At 63.7% G+C, this 21,683-nt stretch carries 19 protein-coding genes; 17 read left to right on the forward strand and 2 right to left on the reverse strand.

Annotation, left to right across the window (positions count from 1 at the left end; translation table 11 throughout):
- Positions 1 to 196: 196 nt before the first annotated feature.
- The 9 genes from AC3CD9_RS19520 to AC3CD9_RS19560 all read left to right on the forward strand — a co-directional run bounded on the left by AC3CD9_RS19520 (position 197) and on the right by AC3CD9_RS19560 (position 11,849).
- Entirely contained in the window at positions 197 to 748 is a 552-nt protein-coding gene (locus tag AC3CD9_RS19520) for a DinB family protein (protein WP_488365671.1), read from the forward strand.
- 171 nt (positions 749 to 919) lie between these two features.
- Positions 920 to 2,572, forward strand: a complete 1,653-nt coding sequence (locus AC3CD9_RS19525) for a sensor histidine kinase (RefSeq protein ID WP_488365672.1) — start codon at positions 920 to 922, stop codon at positions 2,570 to 2,572.
- A complete protein-coding gene (locus AC3CD9_RS19530; RefSeq protein ID WP_488365673.1) occupies positions 2,569 to 3,492 on the forward strand; it encodes a response regulator transcription factor in 924 nt (307 codons plus the stop codon). Before AC3CD9_RS19525 ends, AC3CD9_RS19530 begins: the two co-directional genes overlap by 4 nt.
- A 191-nt stretch (positions 3,493 to 3,683) precedes the next feature.
- The gene (locus AC3CD9_RS19535) at positions 3,684 to 4,592 is read left to right on the forward strand and encodes an ABC transporter ATP-binding protein (protein ID WP_488365674.1); all 909 of its coding nucleotides are present in this window, start codon (positions 3,684 to 3,686) and stop codon (positions 4,590 to 4,592) included.
- Positions 4,589 to 7,141: an ABC transporter permease gene (locus AC3CD9_RS19540; RefSeq protein WP_488365675.1), complete on the forward strand. Its 2,553-nt coding sequence runs from the start codon at positions 4,589 to 4,591 to the stop codon at positions 7,139 to 7,141. The genes AC3CD9_RS19535 and AC3CD9_RS19540 overlap by 4 nt, the downstream gene beginning before the upstream one ends.
- Before the next feature lie 161 nt (positions 7,142 to 7,302).
- Positions 7,303 to 8,589 carry an adenylosuccinate synthase gene (locus AC3CD9_RS19545; RefSeq protein WP_488365676.1) on the forward strand — a complete coding sequence of 429 codons (1,287 nt, stop codon included), beginning with the start codon at positions 7,303 to 7,305 and terminating at the stop codon, positions 8,587 to 8,589.
- 163 nt (positions 8,590 to 8,752) lie between these two features.
- Entirely contained in the window at positions 8,753 to 9,790 is a 1,038-nt protein-coding gene (locus tag AC3CD9_RS19550) for a Bug family tripartite tricarboxylate transporter substrate binding protein (protein WP_488365677.1), read from the forward strand.
- A 77-nt stretch (positions 9,791 to 9,867) separates the two neighbouring features.
- Positions 9,868 to 10,341: a tripartite tricarboxylate transporter TctB family protein gene (locus tag AC3CD9_RS19555; RefSeq protein WP_488365678.1), complete on the forward strand. Its 474-nt coding sequence runs from the start codon at positions 9,868 to 9,870 to the stop codon at positions 10,339 to 10,341.
- Positions 10,338 to 11,849 carry a tripartite tricarboxylate transporter permease gene (locus AC3CD9_RS19560; protein ID WP_488365679.1) on the forward strand — a complete coding sequence of 504 codons (1,512 nt, stop codon included), beginning with the start codon at positions 10,338 to 10,340 and terminating at the stop codon, positions 11,847 to 11,849. The genes AC3CD9_RS19555 and AC3CD9_RS19560 overlap by 4 nt, the downstream gene beginning before the upstream one ends.
- 20 nt (positions 11,850 to 11,869) lie before the next feature.
- Here the strand turns inward: AC3CD9_RS19560 and AC3CD9_RS19565 are convergent, their stop codons facing one another.
- Positions 11,870 to 12,148 (reverse strand): hypothetical protein, encoded by a 279-nt coding sequence (locus tag AC3CD9_RS19565; RefSeq protein ID WP_488365681.1) that lies wholly within the window; start codon positions 12,146 to 12,148, stop codon positions 11,870 to 11,872.
- A 169-nt stretch (positions 12,149 to 12,317) separates the two neighbouring features.
- Here AC3CD9_RS19565 and AC3CD9_RS19570 point away from each other — a divergent pair, with 169 nt between their 5' ends.
- The 4 genes from AC3CD9_RS19570 (at position 12,318) to AC3CD9_RS19585 (ending at position 16,358) form a co-directional block, all read left to right on the forward strand.
- A complete protein-coding gene (locus tag AC3CD9_RS19570) occupies positions 12,318 to 13,157 on the forward strand; it encodes an urea carboxylase-associated family protein (protein WP_488365682.1) in 840 nt (279 codons plus the stop codon).
- Between the two features lie 28 nt (positions 13,158 to 13,185).
- Positions 13,186 to 14,100, forward strand: coding sequence for an arylamine N-acetyltransferase family protein (locus AC3CD9_RS19575; protein WP_488365683.1), 915 nt, complete (start codon positions 13,186 to 13,188; stop codon positions 14,098 to 14,100).
- Between the two features lie 131 nt (positions 14,101 to 14,231).
- Complete coding sequence (locus AC3CD9_RS19580) at positions 14,232 to 15,623, forward strand: purine-cytosine permease family protein (RefSeq protein WP_488365685.1); 1,392 nt, start codon at positions 14,232 to 14,234, stop codon at positions 15,621 to 15,623.
- Positions 15,624 to 15,701: 78 nt separating this feature from the next.
- On the forward strand, positions 15,702 to 16,358 hold the full coding sequence (locus AC3CD9_RS19585) for a flavin reductase family protein (protein WP_488365686.1): 657 nt from the start codon (positions 15,702 to 15,704) through the stop codon (positions 16,356 to 16,358).
- Positions 16,359 to 16,437: 79 nt separating this feature from the next.
- Here AC3CD9_RS19585 and AC3CD9_RS19590 read toward each other — a convergent pair whose 3' ends face one another.
- Positions 16,438 to 17,070: a GntR family transcriptional regulator gene (locus AC3CD9_RS19590; RefSeq protein WP_488365687.1), complete on the reverse strand. Its 633-nt coding sequence runs from the start codon at positions 17,068 to 17,070 to the stop codon at positions 16,438 to 16,440.
- Between the two features lie 297 nt (positions 17,071 to 17,367).
- On the opposite strand from AC3CD9_RS19590, the gene AC3CD9_RS19595 reads away from it, so the two are divergent.
- The 4 genes from AC3CD9_RS19595 (at position 17,368) to AC3CD9_RS19610 (ending at position 21,570) form a co-directional block, all read left to right on the forward strand.
- Positions 17,368 to 18,810: a purine-cytosine permease family protein gene (locus AC3CD9_RS19595; protein WP_488365688.1), complete on the forward strand. Its 1,443-nt coding sequence runs from the start codon at positions 17,368 to 17,370 to the stop codon at positions 18,808 to 18,810.
- Complete coding sequence (locus AC3CD9_RS19600) at positions 18,800 to 20,197, forward strand: amidase (protein WP_488365689.1); 1,398 nt, start codon at positions 18,800 to 18,802, stop codon at positions 20,195 to 20,197. The genes AC3CD9_RS19595 and AC3CD9_RS19600 overlap by 11 nt, the downstream gene beginning before the upstream one ends.
- 16 nt (positions 20,198 to 20,213) lie before the next feature.
- Complete coding sequence (locus AC3CD9_RS19605) at positions 20,214 to 21,065, forward strand: helix-turn-helix domain-containing protein (RefSeq protein WP_488365690.1); 852 nt, start codon at positions 20,214 to 20,216, stop codon at positions 21,063 to 21,065.
- 82 nt (positions 21,066 to 21,147) lie between these two features.
- Entirely contained in the window at positions 21,148 to 21,570 is a 423-nt protein-coding gene (locus AC3CD9_RS19610; RefSeq protein ID WP_488365691.1) for a VOC family protein, read from the forward strand.
- The last annotated feature ends 113 nt before the right edge of the window (positions 21,571 to 21,683 follow it).

Here is a 21,683-nt window from a genome sequence, read left to right on the forward strand (position 1 = left end):
TCCTCTGAGCGGTGATGCCCTGAAGTCGACGGCTCCGGCGACAATGCCAAGGCTCCTGCCCGAACGACGGTGTACGTGGGTCACTTCAGCATAGGGGTGGGGGACGTGGCGAACAAGGATGCTGAACGCCTGCGATTTCGGGCGAGTCGTCGAACGGATCGGTCCTCCCTCGCCGAGGCGGCTCTACAGTGGGGACATGACAGGTGCAGACGCCGACGGCGGCAGTAGGGCTATCAGACCCACCGATGTGCGCGAGTCCGACCTCGGCGTGCAGTTCACAGCGTTCATCGACGAACACCGACAGCACCTGCTCGGGACCCTCGACGACCTGAGCGAAGACGAGGCGAGGCGATCCCTGGTACCGAGCAGAACCCGCCTGCTGTCTCTGCTCAAACATGCGGTGTTCGTCGAAACCGTCTGGTTCGGTGAGGCGATCACCGGCCGGAGTCGGGTCGACTACGGACTGCCGCACGACTCCAAGGACTCCTTCCTCCTCGACTCCTCGGACACGATCGCCTCGGTGACCGCTGACTACCGGGCTGCGGTCGAACGCTCGCACGCGGCGATCGCGGAGATGGGTCTCGACACCGTGCTCACCGGCCATCGGGCCGGCCCGATGCCGCTGCGATGGGTGCTCCTCCACGTCCTGCGGGAGCTCGCCCAGCACTGCGGGCACGCGGACATCCTGCGCGAGCAGATCCTCGCCGAACGGGGGAGACGCGGCGGCTGGTCCGGTGTCGCGCGCTAGTGAAGGGCCACCTCGGTGGGTCGGGGCGGTTCGTGACGGCGGGGCCGCCTCGGCGATCTGACGCTCCCGAGCGAGTACGGTCTCGCGGGTGAGCGCCGCGGCGGGCATCGTCTGCTCGGATCAGCCCTGAGTATGATGTGAGTCCGGCGGCGCAGAACTACCATGGCCGACATGAGCAATCGATCGATCCGGACCGAGGGCCACCGCCCGGAGCCGCAGCAGCGCACCCCCGACCGCGTCGACCGCATCCGTCGTACCCTCACCGCTCATCCTTGGATCGTCGACTCGCTGCTCTGGGCTCTGCCGATCACCTATCTGACTGTCGTCTTCACCTCCTCCCAGGCCGAGCGGAGCGAGATCGCCCTGGTGCCCGTGGCAGTGCAGGTCGGCATCGTTCTGCTCCAGACGCTGCCGCTGGGACTGCGGCGCACTGCCCCGCTGCTGAGCTCCTCGCTCATCGCCGTCGGCTGCCTGCTGACCGTGCTCACGATGATGGGACCGACCTTCGGCATCGTCGCCGTGCCGATCACCGTGTATTCGACGACGGCGTGGGGGACACGGAACCACGGTCGCATCGTGCTCGTCCTGGGCCTCCTCGGCGCACTCTTCCTGGGCGGCTGGCTCTACCTCGTGTCCCTGCAGGCGACGATCGGCGCGAACCCGCGCCCCTTGGCTTTCGGCGAATACGTGCTGTTGGTCGTCGTCGTGGCGCTGTGTGCTTCGATCGTGCTCATCGCCTGGCTGTTGGGCGGAGTCGGATTCCGTCGCCGCCGCGAGATCGAGGGCATCCGCGAGCGCAACCGCCTGCTGGAACGCGAACGCGAATCCGAGACCCGGCTGGCCGCTGATGCCGAACGCATGCGCATCGCCCGCGAAATGCATGATGTCATCGCCCATTCCCTGTCCGTCGTCATCGCTCAGGCCGACGGAGGACGCTATGCGGCGAAGACCGATCCGGCCGTCGCGGTCGGAGCCCTCGAGACCATCGCACAGACCGGACGGGAAGCCTTGGCACAGACGCGGTCGCTGCTCGGCTTCCTCCGCGCCGAGGAGGACGACGAGCGCTCTTCGTCGCCGCTGCCCGGCGTCGCCGACATCGGCTCCCTCATCGCCGATGTGCGATCGGCGGGGCTTCCGGTCTCGGTGACCGAACTGGATGACGTCGACCGCGGCCGCTTGGCCGAAGGAGCGTCGCTCGCCGTCTACCGCATCGTTCAGGAAGCGCTGACGAATGTGCTCAAGCATGCCGGGGACGGTGCTCGGGCACATGTCGAGCTGCTGGCTGAGGACGCGGAGCTCGTCGCCCGCATCAGCGACAACGGAACCGGACACACGACAGGGCGAGGGAGCGGAGAGATGGACAGCCACGGAGCCGACGACCCGGCTCGGGCTGCGACCCACGGCCGTGGATACGGAATCGTCGGCATGCAGGAACGCGCTGCGCTCTACGGCGGCACGCTCATGGCCCGGCCGATCCGGTCGACCGGAGTGAAAGACCGGTCCGAAGGGCACACCGATGCGAAGCCCGGGTTCTCCTCCGGCGCGGTCATGGGAAGCGCTTTCGGAACGACGACGGGATTCCTCGTCGAGGCCAGGTTGCCGCTGTCCGCTCCCGTGCCCAGTCCCGAATCCGATTCCGGGCTCACCCCGGGCGCCGGCACTCATGATTCGTCCGATCATGGGGAGAATGGGACTGCCGGAACCGGGCAGATCGCCGTAGCAGGGCAGACCGCCGAGGTGGGAGAGAGTCAGTCCGCCGGAACCGGGCAGACCGCCGAGGCGGGAGAGAAGCAGGTCGCTGAAGTCGAGGAGAGCAGCCGATGAACGCCGAAGAGGCGACCGTGCACGGTCGGACTGATGCTCGGGAGAGCGGACCGCTGCGCGTCGTGCTCGTCGATGATCAGGCCCTCGTGAGGGCGGGCTTCGCCATGGTCATCGACTCCCAACCGGACCTCACCGTCGTCGGACAGGCCGGCGACGGTGCGGCGGGTCTCGACGTCGTCAGGCAGGACGAACCCGATGTCGTGCTCATGGACGTTCGGATGCCGCGTATCGACGGTATCGAAGCGACCCAGCGGATCCTTGCTCTCGCCGACGAAGGGACGATCCGTCCCCCGAAGATCATCGTGCTGACCACCTTCGACGATGACGATTACGCCTTGCGTGCGTTGCGCGCCGGTGCCTCAGGCTTTCTGCTCAAAGACACCCTGCCCGAGGTGCTCCTCGAGTCGATCCGCACCGTCGTCGACGGTGGTGCCGTCATCGCTCCCACCACCACCAGACGACTGCTCGAGACGCGACTCCTGCCCCACCTCGACGCGGGGGATCCTCCCCATTCGGATCCGAGATCGGCGGCCTCGGGAACCGATGCGACATCGGCCGAGGGTGTTGCGCCCGCCCCACCCGGGGACGGTGAGCCAGCATCATCCGAGGTCGGCACTTCTGCGCCGAGCGGTCGGGGGTCGCTGAGCACCGCTGGCGCGGATGTGTCCGGGCGGGCCGGTGCGAGCCGTCTCGAGGCGGCCGATATGCGTCGGTTGGAGTCATTGACTCAGCGCGAGACCGAGGTCCTCGTCCTCATCGCCACCGGTCTGAGCAATACCGAGATCGGCGAGCGGCTCTATCTCGCGCAGCCGACCGTGAAGACCCACGTCGGTCGGATCCTCATGAAGCTCGAGGCTCGTGATCGTGTGCAGGCCGTCGTGTTCGCCTACGAAGCCGGTCTCGTCGGGGCAGGGAACTGAGCCGGAAGCATCCGCACGCGCCCGGGGCCGACCGTTCGAGACCGGTTTATCGTCGGCGAGCAAGGTCGCTCAAGGGAATCCGAGATCATCCTCAGGTATGACGGTCGGGCCACGGCCGCCTCGGCGCCCTGCAGCGAAGACCATCCTCAGGTCCGATGTGGGCGGGTGGGGTCGGCGACGAAGCTGGAGGCATGAACACATCAGCGACATACACCGATGCCCATCCTTCCCCGACCTCATCCCCGACCCCCGCGCAAGGCCCGACCCCCGGTCAGGGTTCGAGCCCCGCGCCGAGGCTGGCCATCCAAGCCATCGGACTGCGCAAGACCTACGGAAAAGGGGACGCACAGGTCAGGCCGCTCGACGACCTCAGCCTCGACATCGAAGCCGAACGCTTCACTGCCATCATGGGACCGTCCGGCTCGGGTAAGTCGACGCTGCTCAACATGCTCGCCGGACTCGACACCCCGGATTCGGGCGAGGTCTTCATCGGACGCACGGCAATCTCACGGCTCAGCGACCGCAAGCTCACGGCGCTGCGCCGCGACCGCATCGGCTTCGTCTTCCAGTCCTTCAACCTCGTGCCCGCGATGAGCGCCGAGGAGAACATCCTGCTGCCCTCGCAGCTGTCGGGGCAGAAGGCCGACCGCCGCATCTTCGATCGCATGGTCGACCTGCTCGGACTGCGCGAGCGCCTGGGTCACCGGCCGCACGAACTCTCCGGCGGACAGCAGCAGAGAGTCGCCGTCGCTCGCGCACTCGTCGCCCAGCCCGATGTGCTCGTCGCCGACGAGCCCACCGGCAACCTCGACTCGAACTCCGGTGAAGAGGTCCTGAACATCCTGCGCGCCTCGGTCGATGAACTCGGCCAGACCGTCGTCATGGTCACCCACGATCCCCGGGCCGCAGCCCGCGCTGACCGCGTCGTTCTGCTCGCCGACGGACGGCTGGCCGGTGAGCTCTCCCAACCGGATCCGGAGTCCGTGGCCGCCGCGCTGATGAATGTCACGGCAGGCTCGGCAGCTTCGGGAGCCGCACCCGCTGGCCAGTCGGCCGGGTCTCCAGTCGGAGCCGCGCCGACAGACGGAGGTGCCCGATGATCCGCATCGCATGGTCCAACCTCCGCAGCGCCTCCGGGCGTCTGAGTGCGGCGATGATCGCGATCGCCGTGTCCGTGGCCTTCATCGTCGCGGCCCTCCTGTTCTCCCAGGCCTTCGGCGACACCCTGCGCAATCAGGTCCGCGCCGAATGGGCCGGTGCCGACGTCGCCGTCACCGCGGCCGCATCCGAGGGCCCGGCCGCTGCAGCCGATGAGGCTTCACCGCTCACCGAGTACATGCGTCAGACGGTGGCCGACGTCGAAGGGGTCGAGTCCGCTCAGCTCACCGAATCCGCCTTCGTCGCTGTCTCGGCAGGATCCACCTCGGTGACCGGGTCGGCCACGAACCTCCCACAGGGACAGGTCGACACCGTCGACGGCTCCGCCCCGGACTCGGATGACGAACTCATGCTCCGCGAAGCAGATGCGAAGACCCTCGGGGTCGGCGTCGGTGACACCATCACCCTCGGCGAATTCGACGGGCCGGGACATTCCGCCGCCGACGGCCCGAGCTACACCGTCTCAGGCATCATGCCCGGCTCCTCGGCCGCGGGAATGAATCTCTACCTCACCGACGACGGGCTGGCCACCGCTCCGGGCGAGCTCGTGCCCGACTCCATCCGCGTCGTCGCGAACGACGGGAGCGATCGCACGGCCCTCGCCGAGGCGGTCGAATCCGCTCTCGCCGACTCCGGCGCCGGAAAGGGCGTCTCGGTCCGGACCGTCGACCAGGTCGTCGAGGAGCAGATCGAGTCGCTGTCGAACACCTCGGACATGCTCTCGACTGTCGGCATCGTCTTCGGACTGCTGGCCGCGGGGGTCGCGGCGCTCGTCATCTCGAATACGTTCAACGTCCTCGTCGCCTCCCGCACCCGCGTGCTCGCGCTCTTCCGCGCCATCGGTGCCTCGCGCAGGCAGGTGCGCGGAGCAGCGGTGGTGGAGAGTCTCAGCCTCGGGGTCGTGGGGTCCGTGCTCGGTGTCGGTCTCGGACTCCTCATCGGATGGGGACTCTCGGCCGTGGTCCGTGCGCTGTGGATGCCGGAATTCGCTCAGATGTCGCCGTCCGTCTCGGCGTTCGCCGTCGGGCCCGTCGTCGGCATCCTCGTCACCCTCGCGGCAGGGCTGATCCCCGCGATCCGCGCCTCTCGGGTCTCCCCGATCGAGGCACTCCGACCGGTCGATGTGCCTGCGGCTGCCCCGCGCATCCGGTGGGTGCGACTGACGCTGTCGCTTGTGCTCGGCATCGGCGGAGTTGCGCTGTGCCTGCTCGGGACCACGAGCCAGTCCGTGCTGTTCGGCATCGTCGGCTGCTTCGCGCTCTTCGTCGCCCTCCTCGTCGGTGCGAAGGTCTTCGTGCCCCCGTTGGTGGCGCTGTTCGCTGCCGCAGTCGGCCTCATCACGCGGCGCTCGCCGACGGTGAAGCTGGCCGGACGGTCGGCGAGCACAGCGGGAGGACGCACCGCCTCGACGACGGGTGCACTGCTCATCGGGATCACCCTCGTCACGGCCGTGGTCGTCGGTTCCTCGAGCCTGCAGCGAACCCTCGAGCTCGCCACCGCCGCGGACACTCCGGTCGACCTCGTGGTCTCCACGGCAGGGCAGGACGGTGCCGATGATGCGAAGATCGCCTCCGTGCTCGATGATTCGCCGATCGTCGAGGAACGCGAGAACGTCCCGGCGCCCACCGCCTCGGTGAGCGTCGACGGGACCGACGGGTCCGGTGATGTGGCGATCACCAGCGCCGAGGCGGCCGCCGACTCCCCGGTCCTGCGCAGCGACGGCTACGACGTCGATGAGGGCACGATCCTCCTCGACCCGACAACGGTGGGACTCGACGAGGAGGATTCTGATGTCGACGGTCAGAGCGCGACCGTCCGCCTCGGCGATGAGAATCTCGATCTGACGATCGAGACCTCCTACGACGTCCCCGCGGGGACGGCCCTGGTCAGCGGTGCCGACGCGAAGACCCTCGAGGGGTCCGGCGACAGTGCGGCCGGCGGCAGTGCGGCCGAACAGACGTGGGCGAAGATCGCCGATGACGCATCGAGCTCGCAGATCGAGGCCCTGGCTTCTGAACTCGACGCCGTCGGTGCCTCAGCCGATGCGACTGCGGCACAGTATCGGGCGGATTTCGCGTCGATATTCCAGGTCGCTCTGAGCGTGGTGCTCGGACTGCTGGCGGCCGCGGTGGTCATCGCCGTGATCGGAGTGAGCAACACTCTCACGCTCTCGGTCATCGAACGACGCCGAGAGGGTGCCCTGCTGCGGGCGCTGGGATTCACCCGAGCTGCGATGTCGCGGATGATCACGATCGAATCGCTGCTCATGACGGTCATCGCACTCATCGTCGGAGCCGGGGTCGGGACGTTCTTCGGCTGGGTCGGAACGGCATCGATGATGCCTGCCTCAGCGAATCCGGTGCTGTCCGTGCCGTGGACGCAGATCGGGCTGATCGGCGTCGCCGCAGTGCTCGCCGCCGTTCTCGCCTCGGCGATACCAGCGAGGTCGATGTCGCGGATCGCCCCGGCCAAGGGGATGAGCATGGAGTGAGACCGGGGTCGGGTCTCGGTGCGGCCGCGGGTGGGAGCTTTGGGTCTCCTGCCCGCGGCCGCCTCGGTGAGGGAATGCTCCCGATGGCGGCCGTGTCGGTGTGACCCAGTAGACTTGGGGAGTAATGACATCCCCTTTTCACTTCGAGGTGAAGCACTCTCATGCCAGCAATCGTTGTCGTCGGCGCTCAGTGGGGCGACGAAGGTAAAGGTAAGACCACCGACATCCTCGGCACCAGCGTCGACTACGTGGTCAAGCCCAATGGTGGGAACAACGCCGGCCACACGGTTGTCGTCGGAGGAGAGAAGTACGAACTCAAGCTTCTGCCGGCGGGCATCCTCTCACCGAACGTCACCCCGGTCATCGGCAACGGCGTCGTCGTCAACCTCGAGGCGCTCTTCGAGGAGATCGACGCCCTCGAATCCCGCGGCGCGGACACGTCGAAGCTGCGGATCTCGGCGAACGCCCACCTCGTGGCTCCGTACCACCAGACGCTGGACAAGGTGACCGAGCGATTCCTCGGCAAGCGGGCCATCGGCACCACCGGCCGCGGCATCGGACCGGCCTACATGGACAAGATCGGGCGTTTGGGCATCCGAGTCCAGGACGTCTTCGACGAGTCCATCCTGCGTCAGAAGATCGAAGGATCGCTGCGGCAGAAGAACGAACTGCTCGTCAAGGTCTACAACCGTCGGGCCGTGTCGGTCGAGGAGATCGTCGAATACTTCGAGCCCTTCATCGAGCGACTGCGCCCCTATGTCGCCGAGACCGAGCTCATGCTCAACGAGGCGCTCGACCGTGGCGAGGTCGTCGTCATGGAGGGGGGTCAGGCGACCATGCTCGACGTCGACCACGGCACGTACCCGTTCGTCACCTCGTCGAACCCGACCGCCGGCGGATCCTGCGTGGGCACCGGCATCGGCCCGACCCGAATCAACCGCGTCGTCGGCATCGTCAAGGCATACACCACGCGTGTGGGCGCCGGACCGTTCCCGACCGAGCTCTTCGATGAGATGGGCGAGTACCTGCAGAAGGCCGGTGGAGAATTCGGTGTCAACACCGGTCGCCCGCGCCGCTGCGGCTGGTACGACGCGGTCATCGCCCGCTACGCCGCGCGCACCAACGGATTCACCGACTATGTGCTGACCAAGCTCGACGTGCTCACCGGCATCGACCGGATCCCCGTGTGCGTGGCCTACGAAGTCGACGGCGAGCGTCATGACGAAATGCCGGTGTCGCAGACCGAGTTCCACCATGCGAAGCCGATCTTCGAGTACTTCGACGGCTGGACCGAGGACATCACGAAGGCTCGGACCTTCGACGATCTGCCGGAGAATGCGCAGAAGTACGTGCTCGCACTCGAGGAACTCTCGGGCTGCCGGATGTCGGTGATCGGCGTCGGCCCCGACCGCGAACAGTCGATCGTGCGTCACGACCTCCTGGACTGAGGTCAGAACTGAATAGTTGAGGGCGGGGCCGACAGAACATGTCGGACCCGCCTTTCAGCATCTGCCCGGCAGGTGGGAACACAAGAGGAGGTGTCCAGGCTTCTTGTCTCATTCTCGCAGGATTCATTGAGGTTTGAGGCCGCCGACGGGTAACGTGCCGGTCATGCTCCACTTCGGATTCCCAATGGCGAGAAAAGCCTCCCTGAGACGCACTCTTCTGCGTATCGCTGCAGTGTCTGCGGGTCTTTCACTCGCCGCGTCCACAACGGCATGTATGCCTGACATTCACAGAAACGATGGCTTCCCGCCGCCGCGGGTCACCGCGATCGCTGCAGGTTCCCCTGGCGGTGGCCTCGATCTGACGACCCGCATCACGAACGACGGTTTCGAAGCCGCTGGCATCGACACCTTCATGTCGATTGAGAACATGGGAGGCGGCGGAGGCAATCCGGCTCGTGCCGCCGTCCTCCAACGAGAGAACGACGGAACCTCTGTCGTCTTTGAGTCCAACCGAATCTTCCTCTCCAACGTGACGGGAACCACCGACATGTCCCTGGACGACTTCACTCCACTGGCTCAGCTGACAACCGACTATGAAGTGTGGATCGTGAAATCCGGGTCGAAGTACGACTCGGCAAAGACGGTGCTCGACGAAATCAAGAAGGATGCGGGTTCGGTCAACTTCGGAATCGGCACTGTTCCCAGCGACGACCAGCTCAACGTGCTTCGTCCTGCCAGCGAATACGGAGTCGACGATCTGTCCGAGCTCAACCTCGTGGCGTTCTCCGATGGCGGCGATCTCAACAACGAACTGTTGGGCGGACGTATCGATGTGGCGTCGACGGGGATGTCGGAAGCGATGGAGCTCGTCGACAGCGGTGACGTCGAAATCATCGCAGTCTCGGCGCCGGAGCCGGTCGATTCGGCACCAGGTGTGCCGACATGGCACGACCTCGGAATGGACATCACGATCAACCACTGGAGAGGAGTATTCGGTCCAAAGGATATGCCTGAGGATTCGGTCGACTGGTGGCGTGAATCATTGAAGAAAGCCGTGGAGACTGACGAATTCGCCAAACAGTCAGAGGCCTTGGGGATCAACCCCGAATACGTCGCCGGTGAGGAATGGCTCGACACCGTGATTCGCCCCGAACAGGAAGAATCGACCGAAGTGCTGGAGAAAGTGGGGTTGGTGAAATGAGCGCGGAGACAGACACTGCTGCAACTCGACCGGCCGGCGAACCACACCAAGAACCTGGAAGTCGGACCACCTCGGCGATGGTGTCGAGCATTGTGCTCGGCTTCCTCGCGATCTTCTACCTCATCAATGCCATTCTCTTGCCGGACGCTGCGGGAGAGGACGGAATCGGTCCGAAGACGTTCCCCCTGGTCGTTGGAATCGTCCTATTCTGCACGACTGCCCTCGGGGTCATCGCGATACTGCGCGGAAGCGTCGACGTCAGGCCGGTCGAGGGGCAGGAGTTTCTGCGCGTCATCTGGTGTGTCGCCCTCTTCGGCCTGTATGCGGCCTCGATCTTCCTCATCGGCTTCGTCGAAGCCTCAGCCATCTTCTCGATGTTGGTCTCGATGACGGTGTTCGGAATTCGTCTCAGCGTGGGACGAGCCGTTGGACTCTTCGTCATCAACATTGTGATTGCGATGGTTCTCTTCCTCTTGTTCGATGTCTGGCTCAACGTGCTTCTGCCTGTCGGCTGGCTGGAGTACCTGGTCTTCGGAGGTCTGCAGCTGTGAGCACGATCAACGATCTCCTCTCCGCTCTGGGCGGTATCGCGGCATCACCGACTCTGCTGTTGGTCATTCTGGGCGGCGTCGTGCTCGGGACCATCGCCGGTCTGCTGCCCGGCATCGGTCCGTCGACCGCTATTGCGCTGCTCCTTCCGGTGGCGATCACAGTTCCGGCCGAGATCTCTCTCCCGCTCATGGTGTCCCTGTATCTCGGTGCAGAATACGGCGGCAGGATCTCCGCGATCCTGCTGAACATCCCAGGCGATCCCGGCGCCATCATGACCACCCTCGACGGTCACCCGATGGCGTTGAAAGGCAAGGCGGCCACCGCACTTTCCATCTCTGCCATCGCATCATTCGTCGGCAGTGTGCTCGCGTTCCTGGGACTCGCCTTCATCGCGGGGCCGATGTCGGAGCTCGGGCTGGCGTTCGGCCCCGGCGCCTATTTCGCAGTCGTCGTCATGGCGCTGGTGCTCAGCGCCACCCTCGTTGGTTCGGCACCGATGCTGGGACTGACAGCAGTCGCCATCGGGGTGGCTGTTTCGACCGTCGGCATTGAACTTCAGTCGGGGCTTCCTCGTTTCACTTTCGGCAGCTTCACCCTGTTGGAGGGGATCGACTCCATCGTCGCCATCATCGGCGTCTTCGGCGTCGGTGAGATTTTGGCAAGCACGACGATGGGCAAGGACTCCCAGGTGATGTCGAAGCTGTCGGGACGCTTTCTTCCGACGAAATCTGACCTCAAACAGGCGACTTTCCCCAGCCTGCGAGGATCGGTCATCGGATTCGTCGCCGGAGTGCTTCCGGGCGCAGGAACAACGATCGCTGCCTTCTTCTCATATGGGTTGGAGAAGCGACTCGCTCCGGCATCTGCAGGTATGGGCAAGGGCGCCGTTCGCGGACTGGTCGCCCCGGAGTCCGCGAACAACGCTGCGGTGTCGGGTTCGATGGTGCCTCTGCTGACCTTGGGCATCCCGGGATCAGGCACGACAGCAGTGCTGCTCGCCTATCTGATGATGTACGGGCTCAACCCCGGCCCCGGTTTCTTCGATGCGAACCCAGAGCTCGGGTGGACGATCATCGGGGCACTGCTATTCAGCGCAATCATCGGCGTCGTCATCAATATCGGCGCGTCCCCGCTGCTCGCGAAGATCCTGGCCATTCCGATGCCGTTCATGGCCCCGGTCATTCTCATCCTCGCGCTCATCTCCTGCTACAGCATCCACAACTCGGTAACTGACGTGTACATCGCTCTGGCATTCGGCGTGCTCGGGTATGTGATGCGGCTGGTCGGGATGGCGCCGGCACTCCTTGTCATCGGTCTCGTGCTGGGCGAGATGCTCGAGCGCAACCTGCAACAGGCTCTGGGGCTGACCGGTGGAGACTTTTGGGCGGTCATCACTGACCCGCTGGCCATGGTCTTCCTCACCATCGCGGTGTTGGCTCTTGTGTCGGTGCTGCCGTGGAAGCGGATGACTGGGAAGAAGAGTGCTGATAAGAAAGTCGATGTCTGAGGAGCTCAGACTAAGTGGTCTCAGCCCCGCAGTCTGCGGATGGACTCGATGGCGCCGTCGTAAGCGGCGGCGATATCGACGAGGTCGATCCGGTCCGGAAGATCCCCGGAGGGCTGATGGCTGAGGAGGAATTCCACGGTCGCGCGGACAGAGGCTTCGTCGTTGCCCAAGACTCCGTCCGAGACCTCTTCGGCGTCGTCCAACATCAGGACGAGCTCGTCGGTTCCCGTCGCTGAGTGGATGCTGGCCAGGAATTCGCCCGTGTCCTGCATCTCGACGTCGATCTTTTCGCCAGCCATTTCGACCTCCCACTGCTCGGTCCACGCGGTTCGGTTCATCCGACGGCGCGGCCCAATCGACTGCGTCCATTCCTACTTTTCAGCATAGACCTGACTTGCGGCCCCTTGGGCAGTCGGGCAGAAGCTGGCATCGTTGCAGGCAACACAGCTACGGAGGAGGATGCGTCTGATGACTCAGAGCCGTCTGCAGGAAGCCGCCTATCAGGGCCCCGCGCTCGAGGTCGACAGAGACTTCTACTCACGGATCGGTGAAGACACCCAATCCCGGGAAATCGTCGACGAGTTCACCATTCCCATCCGTTCCGGGCAGGCGTGGGACGTCCCCGCGGGCCATGTCTGCCGCATCTCCACAGTCGACGGTCCGCAGGTCGGCGACCTCAATCTGTGGAATCGCCACGACCCCAGGGAACGGTTCTGGGCGGCACGGACCAGGCAGCTGCAGGCTGCACACGTCTCCACCTTCGACCGCCTGTGGTCGACTCTGCCGTTTCTGCGGCCGATGGCCACCATCGTCAGCGACACACTGTCCGACTACGGCACCGATGCGGAAGGCGGTCGCGTGCACGACACCTTGGGCACTCGATGCGACCCATACGTGTCGCAGATGCTCAGCGGCGTGGACTTCGACTACCACTGCCATTCCAACCTCGTCCGCGCGATCCTGCCCCACGGCCTCACCGAATTCGACGTCCACGATGTGCTCAACGTCTTCCAATGCACAGGACTGAACGACAACGACGAATACTTCATGAAGACCTGCCCTGCACGACCAGGCGACCACTTCGAGTTCTTCGCTGAGCAGGACCTGCTTGCGGCCCTGTCCACCTGCCCCGGCGGAGATCTCTCCGCACCGATGTTCGGGGATGGTGCCGCAGACCCGGTGGAGAACTGCCATCCTTTGAAGGTCACGGTCTATCGACTCGCCGAGGACCTCCTCGGCGATTGGACCGAACCGATCTCGCCGAACTATCGAGGGGCCCACGGGCTCCGACCTCAACCGTGGGCGTGAGCACGCGCCCAGAACGGAAGGACTCGTCATGGCAGCGTCATCACTCATAGCCCGGTACGCCGACCGACTCGGACTCGACAGCTCGGAGGAGGTGTTGCGGCGTCGGGCGCAGGGTACGGCCGACGAGGTCGTCGACCTCATCGATGGGCTGCTGGTCGCGCACGTCCGATCGATCTGCTTCGAGAACCTCGACGTCATCGCATCACGCGCGGCAGAGGAGTCGCGGGGCATTCCCACCGATCTCGACTCTCTGACGGCGAAGCTCTTGGACGCCGGGCGCGGCGGATACTGCCACGAGCACGCAACACTGATCCGCGCCGTGCTCTGTGAGCTCGGCCTGAGTGCGCATCCGGTCCTCGCTCGCGTCCACCTCGGCGATGGGAGGACCGCGCCGGGCGGGCTGACACACCAAGCGACGATCCTCGATCTCAGCGGTCGACGGTTCCTCGTCGATCCTGGGTTCGGCGGTGGGACGCCGCAGGTTGCGCTCGCCCTCGACGCTGAGTCGACACCGCGCACGACCGAGTACGGAGAGCACAGACTGGTTCCGGCGGACACAGCGTTGGAGCCTCCGAAGCGTGCGGAAGCCGAATGGGCGCTGCAGTCCCGGACCAATGCTGACCAGTCCTTCCGCACTGTCTATGCTTTCGCGGACGTCCCGCGAGAACAGGCCGACCTCGAGGTGTCGAACTGGTTCACCGCGACGAAGCCCGGCACGCGCTTCACCGGCGCACCTGTGGTGGCCAGGAGGCTTGGCAACGGCGGCAAGGTGTCTCTCGAGGGCCGCCAGCTGCGCAGCGTGCGACCCGGTGACGAGCCCGAACGCCTCGAGCGGACGGTGACCGATGCCGCTGACTTCGCCGCCGTTCTCCGCGAAGGGTTCGGTCTCGACCTCGACCGGACTTTCACCGACCCGATCTGGGGTCGGGCTGAGGCTTCTTGACCGTGTTCTGGTGGGCCTGAGAGTTCATCATCAGCGCCACGTCCTCCCCGCCGACGCTCTTGTGCCCCTAGATATATCGGTGATATATTTCAGGACACTGCACCCACCGCAGATGTGCAATGGAGGACATGATGACTGCAACACCCGCGCCCCACCCGAAATTCGTCGAGAAACGGTCGATCGACTACATCCCGCCGTCCGAACGCCATGGGCGCCCGATCTCTCTGCTCTTCGTGTGGTTCGCCGCGAACAGCTCTATCACCGCTCTTGTCACGGGTGCGCTCATGACGATCCTCGGGAACTCGGCACTGTGGTCGATTCCGGCGATCCTGCTCGGCAACATCCTCGGCGGGTACATCACCGCTCTGCATTCGGCGCAGGGACCGCAGCTCGGGGTGCCGCAGATGATCCAGAGCCGGGCGCAGTTCGGCTTCTACGGTGCGATCCTGCCGCTGGTCCTCGCGCTCTTCATCTACATCGGCTTCTACGCCACGGGACTCGTCCTCGGCGGTCAGGCGCTCGGGCTGCTGTTCCACGTCTCGCCGCAGATCGGGGCGATACTCTTCGCGGTCTTCTGTGCGCTCTCGGCCATCGTCGGCTATCGCTGGATCCACCGGTTCTCGCACCTGCCGGCATTCCTCAGTGCCATCGTCTTCGTCTGGCTCATCGTCGTCATGGTCACCGGCGACATGGGCGAGACCATCGCGGCGAGCAACGGATTCGCCATGGCCCCATTCGTCCTCGGCGTCTCGCTCTCGGCCTCGTGGCAGCTGACCTTCGGCCCGTACATCGCCGATTACAGCCGCTACCTGCCCGAGACCACCTCGCAGAACGCCACCGTCGGGTGGACGTTCCTCGGCAGCGTCCTCGGTGCGAGCCTCGCGATGACCGTCGGCGCCTTCGCCGCGTTCCTCGGCGGTGACGCATTCAGCGGCAGCGAGGTCGGCTACATCACCGACCTGGCAGGGAAGATCGGCGTCATCGTTCTCCTCGCGGTCATCCTCGGCAAGCTCGCCGGGAACACGCTCAGCGCCTACGGCGGGTTCATGTCGATCACAACGATCGTCTCGGCCTTCACCAAGCAGAACCATCTGAAGTCGTACACGCGCACGCTGTTCATCCTCGGAGTCACCGTGATCGCCTTGGCTATCGCCCTGGCCGCCAGCGAAGACTTCCTCACCGTCTTCCAGAACTTCCTGCTCTTCCTCCTCTACTTCATGACACCGTGGTCGGCGGTCAACCTCGTCGACTTCTACCTGGTGCGCAACAAGAAGTACGACATCAAGGGCCTGTTCGATCCGAACGGGATCTACGGGAAGTTCAACTGGATCGCCTACGTCGCCTACCTCGCGGGCGTTTTCGTCCAGATCCCGTTCATGAACAGCGCGATCTACGTCGGACCGATCGCCTACCTGCTCAACGGCGCGGAGATCGCCTGGATCCTCGGCGTGGTCGTCTCCGCCGTCCTCTACTACCTCATGACCGGAGAGCTGCGCCGCCGGGTCAAGGCGGTCGCAGTCTGATCTCGGCCTGATCCCTGCTCCGGCCTCCGGCGCCGGCACCACTTCTTCCACTTCGAACCCCAACAAAGGAAAGTCCAGATGAAATACGATCCCTCGTCGAAGAACCGCCCCCTCGAACACTCGCCGTTCAAAGCGCTGACGGTGCCGCGCCCGATCGGCTGGCTCTCGAGCGTGAGCGCCGATGGAGTCGAGAACATCGCTCCCTACAGCCAGTGGCAGAATCTCACGTTCGATCCGCCGATGGTGATGTTCGCGGCCAACCAGTACCCCGACGGGCGCCGCAAGGACACCGTGCTCAACGCCGAGGAGACCGGCTGGTTCGTATGGAACATGGCCACGTGGGATCTGCGCGAGCAGGTGAACATCAGTGCCCAGGTGATGGACGCGCACGAATCCGAGTTCGACCAGATGGACGTCACCCGTCGCTCGGCTGACCTGTCCGCGACCCCGATGATCGCCGAGAGCCCGTTCCAGTACGAGTGCAAGTACATCTCCACCCACCGTTTGCCCGGCAACTCGAAGGTGGGCTCGATCGACATCGTCTACGCCTCTGTCGAGCGCATCCACCTCAACGATGACTATGTCACCGAGGACGGGAAGATCGATATCCTCAAAGCCAAACCGATCGCCAGGATGGGCTACTTCGACTACACGGTCGTGACCGAGACCTTCGAGATGCGCGTGCCGGGTTCGGACAGTGATGCGCAGGCCGGATTGTCGGGAGACCCAACGTAAGTCGATTCGTCTCTCGAATGAGGCCCGAGCCGGGCGTGAAGCCGGGCTCGGGCCCCAACTTATTCAGAGGCGGTCGGTCTTACGAATCTCGGGCAGATCGGGTGGCGAAATCGACGAGGTAGTCGTTGAGTTCGTAAGCGGCGGTTTCGGCCGAATCAGGGTCGCGATCGGCTGCACCTCGCAGCATCCGCGCGTGACAGTCAGCGGTGGTAGCGATCTCTGGGGCGGGGTCGACGACGTTCGAGACCCAGTAGCGCCGCGAGAGATTCTGCAGCGGCAGCATGGACTCAACGAGGTAGGGGTTCTTCGTGGCATCGGCGAGCAGTTGGTGGGTCTCGCGAATGGTCTCGGCGTAGCTTGCGAGATCAGCGTCGAGGCGCTCGAGCCTCTCAGCCATGGCCCGCATCCGAGTCCTCTGCTCCTCGGAGGCGCGCTTGGACGCCAGACGGACGGCGACGACGTCGAGCTCGCGTCGCACCTCGAGGATCCGCAGCTCGGTCTCGAAGTTGAGGACGGGAATATAGATGCCCTTGCGCGGGCGGATCGTCACCATGTGTTCGTGCGAGAGCCGCTGCAGCGCCTCACGGATCGGAGTCCGACCCAGCCCGACCTTCTCAATGATCTGGTTCTCCGTGACATAGGATCCGGCCTCGAGCCTGCCGTGGATGATCATGTCCTCGATCGCACTGTAGGCCTGTTCAGAGAGAGTCAATGCAAGGGAACCGTTCGTCGAAATGCAGGGGCAGTTGAGGCGATATTACTTCACTTCGGCCGCCGAGGCGGGGCGTTCGGGTCAGCCTCGTGCCGTGATAGGTCACCCCGGATGTGTATACATCTGGCCCGTTCCTTCTTCATCCCAGTATTGCGTGCAATTTTGGCGGAACGGTAAATCATGCACAATTGCTGTGTAAAAATGCAGTCTTGAGGGCCGAGATGATTTACGTGAATCTATTGCGCTCCGATTGCAGCGGTGTGAGTCTGGCAGGAACCTTCTAGGAAAGAGGTTCAATTGGCGCTCAAAGATGCGTTCCAAGGCCCAGCAACGTCGCTGGATGACCAGATGGAAAGTTATGCAACGGAAAGAGTTCCCCGATCTCAGAGATGGCCCGCCTTGGCCATACTGCTGATTCTGACCGGAAACGTCACTGCGATGTTCTGGTTTACGCTCGGTGGACAGATCGGGTTCCTGGTCGGCTGGCCGATGATGCTCATTCCGATCGGATATCTCGTCGTCGTTTCAACCGTGCTCGGATCGTTGATCATGCGAATAGCCTCGAAGGAAGGGCTGAGCCTCGTCCTTCTGACGCGCGGCTTGGGCTTCGGCGCCAAGGGATCGGCGGTGGCATCGTTCATCTACGGAATCAATTACATCTTCTATTTCATTTTTGAAGGAAGTATTGTTTCACATGCGCTCAGTCAGTACTTCGGCGTCGGCCAAAGTTCGGCGACCGCCAGCATCATCTTTGCTCTGGTCGGGGCAGCTGCTCTCTTCTTTGCCTGGCGAGGCATGCATTCGATGAATATCCTGCAGAAATTCGGGATGCCCATCTTCTTGGTGCTGTTCGTGGTCGGCATTTTCATGCTTTCTCAGGGGCACGCCATCGTGGGGCCAGGACAGTGGGAATCGCTATCTCCGGACGATCCGACCGTCATGTGGCAAGCCTTCTCTCTCGTGAACGGGCAGATCGTGTTCCAAGCTCTACTCGCAACGGACTATGGGAGGTTCTCGCGTCCGCAAATCGGTTACCGAGGTACCGCGGGAATCATGTTCGGCGAGATGGTCATGATCGCTGTCGTGCTGCTGCTTGGCTCTCTCCTCGCCTTCACCATTTATCCGAGCATCACCCAAGGCGATCCTGTGCTTTACTCAACGGATCCCGGCTTTGTCTTCGCTCTCGTTATGGGCTTTCTCGGAGTGGTCTTCGCGATCATCACCCAGATCCGAATCAATGTGATGAACCTATACTCGGGGTCACTGGCGTTCTCGAACACGTGGGATGCATTTGCAAAGAAACCGATCCGACGAAATTGGTGGATGGTCGGGCTTCTGGTGTTGGGCATCATTCTCTATCCAGTGAATGTTCTTCAATACACCGACACCTTCTTGGCAGTTACAGGGATCATGACGAACACATGGATCTTCATTCTTCTCGCTGACTACTTCGTCTGCCGGAAGGGCTTCAAATTCGCGCCGTCGGAGAAGATCGAATACGACGAAAAGGCCATACGCGATTGGAATCCCTGCGGGATGATCGCGATGGCAGTTGCCGTTGTGATTGGTGGCTGCGGACTCGCGGGACTCTACCCGGTCTATTACGCATCATTTATTGCCATGATCGTCGGCCCTGTCATACATATCGCCTTGACACTGCTGACCCGGGGTCGGTTCTATTCGCTCAAGGAGTCTGCTAAGGAAAACACGATTCTTGAAGGAGAAGTCAATGACCGGTGATCAACTGCACTACGAAACGATCGAAGAGGTCTCTGGGCGTATTGCCAGACGGGAACTCAGCTCTGCCGAAGTCATCGAGCACATGCTCAGTCGGATCGCGGAAGTGGATCCCGTGCTCAAAGCGTATTCGTCGATCGATGAGAACGCGGCCCGAAGTGAGGCGCAGAGCGCGGACGAAGCTTATGCCCAAGGGATATGGCGCGGCCCGCTTCATGGTGTACCGGTTGCCATAAAGGACATCTACGGGGATGCCAATCGCCCGTTCGAAATCGGAATGCCGAGTCGCAGAGGTCTGACCGCATCAGTCACGGCTACCGTTGTCGAGCGTCTTCGAAGTGCAGGAGCCGTCATTCTTGGTCGTGTACACACTACTGAGGGTGTGTATGGGGAACATACTCTCCCCTTTGAACCGCCTCGAAATCCGTGGGGTTTGGACAGATGGGTCGGTGTCTCATCGAGTGGCAGCGGGTCTTCGACTGCAGGAGGTCTAGCAATAGCCACTTTGGGGTCTGACACCGGAGGGTCAATCCGCATGCCGTCGTCGGCAAACGGAGTGACCGGGCTGAAACCTACATGGGGTAAATGCAGCCGCTACGGTGTTTTCGAGCTCGCTGGTACTCTCGACCACGTCGGCCCGATGGCTCGATCGGCGCGCGACGCAGGAATCGTTCTCGGTGCGATCGCCGGATTCGACCCCAAGGATCCCACCTCATTGTCGGCACCGGTCGGCGACTTCGAAACTCGCTCAAGTGCGGATCTAAGTGGCGTTCGCATCGGGATTGACTATCGCTGGGCTCTAAGTGGTGTGTCGGAGACTGTGCATCGCAGTCTGCTCGCCGCCGTTACAACGTTCGAAACGCTTGGGGCGACTATCGTGCCGGTGAATTTCCCTGATCCCGAGCAGATCAATGATGACTGGTTCACGGTCTGTGGAGTCCAGACTGCTCGCGCGCACGGTGATTGGTTCGACGCTCATCGTGGCGAATATGGGGACGCTCTCGCTGAGGTGATCGAAATTGGTAAGAACGTCTCGGCAGTCGATTATCAAGAGGTGCTCCGAAGGCGCGAAGAATTCAAGGGCACGGTCGCACATCTGCTTTCTGAGATCGATGCGATGCTGATCCCCGGGTTGCCGTATGAGGCACCACCCGCTGCCGACATGATGACGATGGGAGCGGACCAGCTCGCTGAAGTGCATCGTTACACTGTGCCATTCACAATGAGTCAAATGCCCACGATCACTTTCCCCACCGGATTCACGGAGAATGAGGGGCTGCCGGTCGCCGGGCAGCTCGTCGGAAGTGCGTTGAGCGAACGGAGGCTGGTGAGGATTGCTAACGCTTTCCAACAGGTCACCGATTTCCACCGGAGGCACCCGGCGCTCTGAGGTCTACACTGCCCATATGTCCGCGGTGCGATCCGATGACCTCGTTCGTGCCCCGCATCCGCGCCTGTGTCCCTTCGTCGGTGACTATGTCGGCTACGACATCGCAGGCGTCCCCGCGGGGACGCACCTCGGCCTGCCATCGGGGATGCTGACCTTCATCGTCGCGCTCGACCGCCCGCTTCTCCAGGTCGACGAGGCGACCGACAGCGCCGACGCCTTTGATGTGCTGCTCGCCGGGCTCCACCTGCGCAGGACGCTCATCAGGCACGACGGTGCCATGTCGGGAATCCAGATCAACTTCAGTCCATCGGCCCCGCGCGCGTTCTTCGGAATCCCCGCCGCAGAGTTCGCCCACCACAGTGTCGACCTCGCCCGGCTCTCCCGGCCGCTGGCCGCGGAACTGCACGAGCGGGTGAATCTCGAGACCGAATGGTCCGCCCGCTTCGCCGCCATCGACGACGTGCTCATGCGCACGATCGATGACACGAATCGTCCCCGCACCAAGGTGGCCGCCGCCTGGCGTCGGATCGCCGACAGCCACGGCGGTCTGCCCGTCTCCCTCGTCGCCGACGACATCGGATGGAGCAGGCGCCATCTGGGCAGCCAGTTCCGGTCAGAATACGGGATCGGTCCGAAGGATGCCGCACGCATCGTCCGCTTCGATCGAGCGCGGCGACTCATTCCGGCGTGCCGGGGCAGCTTGGCGGAGATCGCGGTGGACTGCGGCTATGCCGATCAAGCGCACCTCAACCGGGACTTCCGAGAGTTCGTCGGTCTCAGTCCCAGCCGGTGGTTGGCCGCCGACGACGTGGCCCGAGAGCAGACGGTGGGAACAGAATCGGTGGGGACCGCCTCGGCGAGGGATTGAACTGTTCCCATTTGTCCAAGACCCAGCTGGAAGGGAGCTCCGATGATGGAGGTTCCAGAACACGCACAGAGAAGGAGTCCTCATGTCCGCCGAATCCGCACACGCTCAGTCATACAACGTCTGGCCGACCTTCCGCTACCGCGATGCCAAGTCCGCGATCGCCTTCCTGCAGGAGGCGCTCGGCTTCGAAGTCATCGCCGAATACGTGAACGCCGACGATCCCGACCGTGTCGACCACGCCGAACTGACCTGGCCCGAAGGCGGAGGAGTGATGCTCGGGTCCGTTCGTGACGACGGCGGTGTCATGACCAAGACGGGAGTCGCCTCGGGGTCGGTGTATCTGGCGGCCGGGAACGTCCGCGAACTCCACGCGCGGGCGATCGCCGCCGGTGCCACCGAGGTCATGGGGCTGACCGAACAGGAATACGGATCGCTCGACTTCGCCATCCAGGATCCCGAAGGTGTGCTGTGGTCGATCGGCAGCTACCGCGGGGCGTCCGCGTAGGGCGGCCGGAGCAAGTGCATGTCTCCTTTATCGGCGGACCCTTATCGGGATCGCGCTGATCACGACTGCCGCACGGAAGGTGATGGCGAGCTTGTCGTATCTGGTCGCTGATC

The organism is Brevibacterium sp. MGP-B1, from assembly GCF_057766545.1.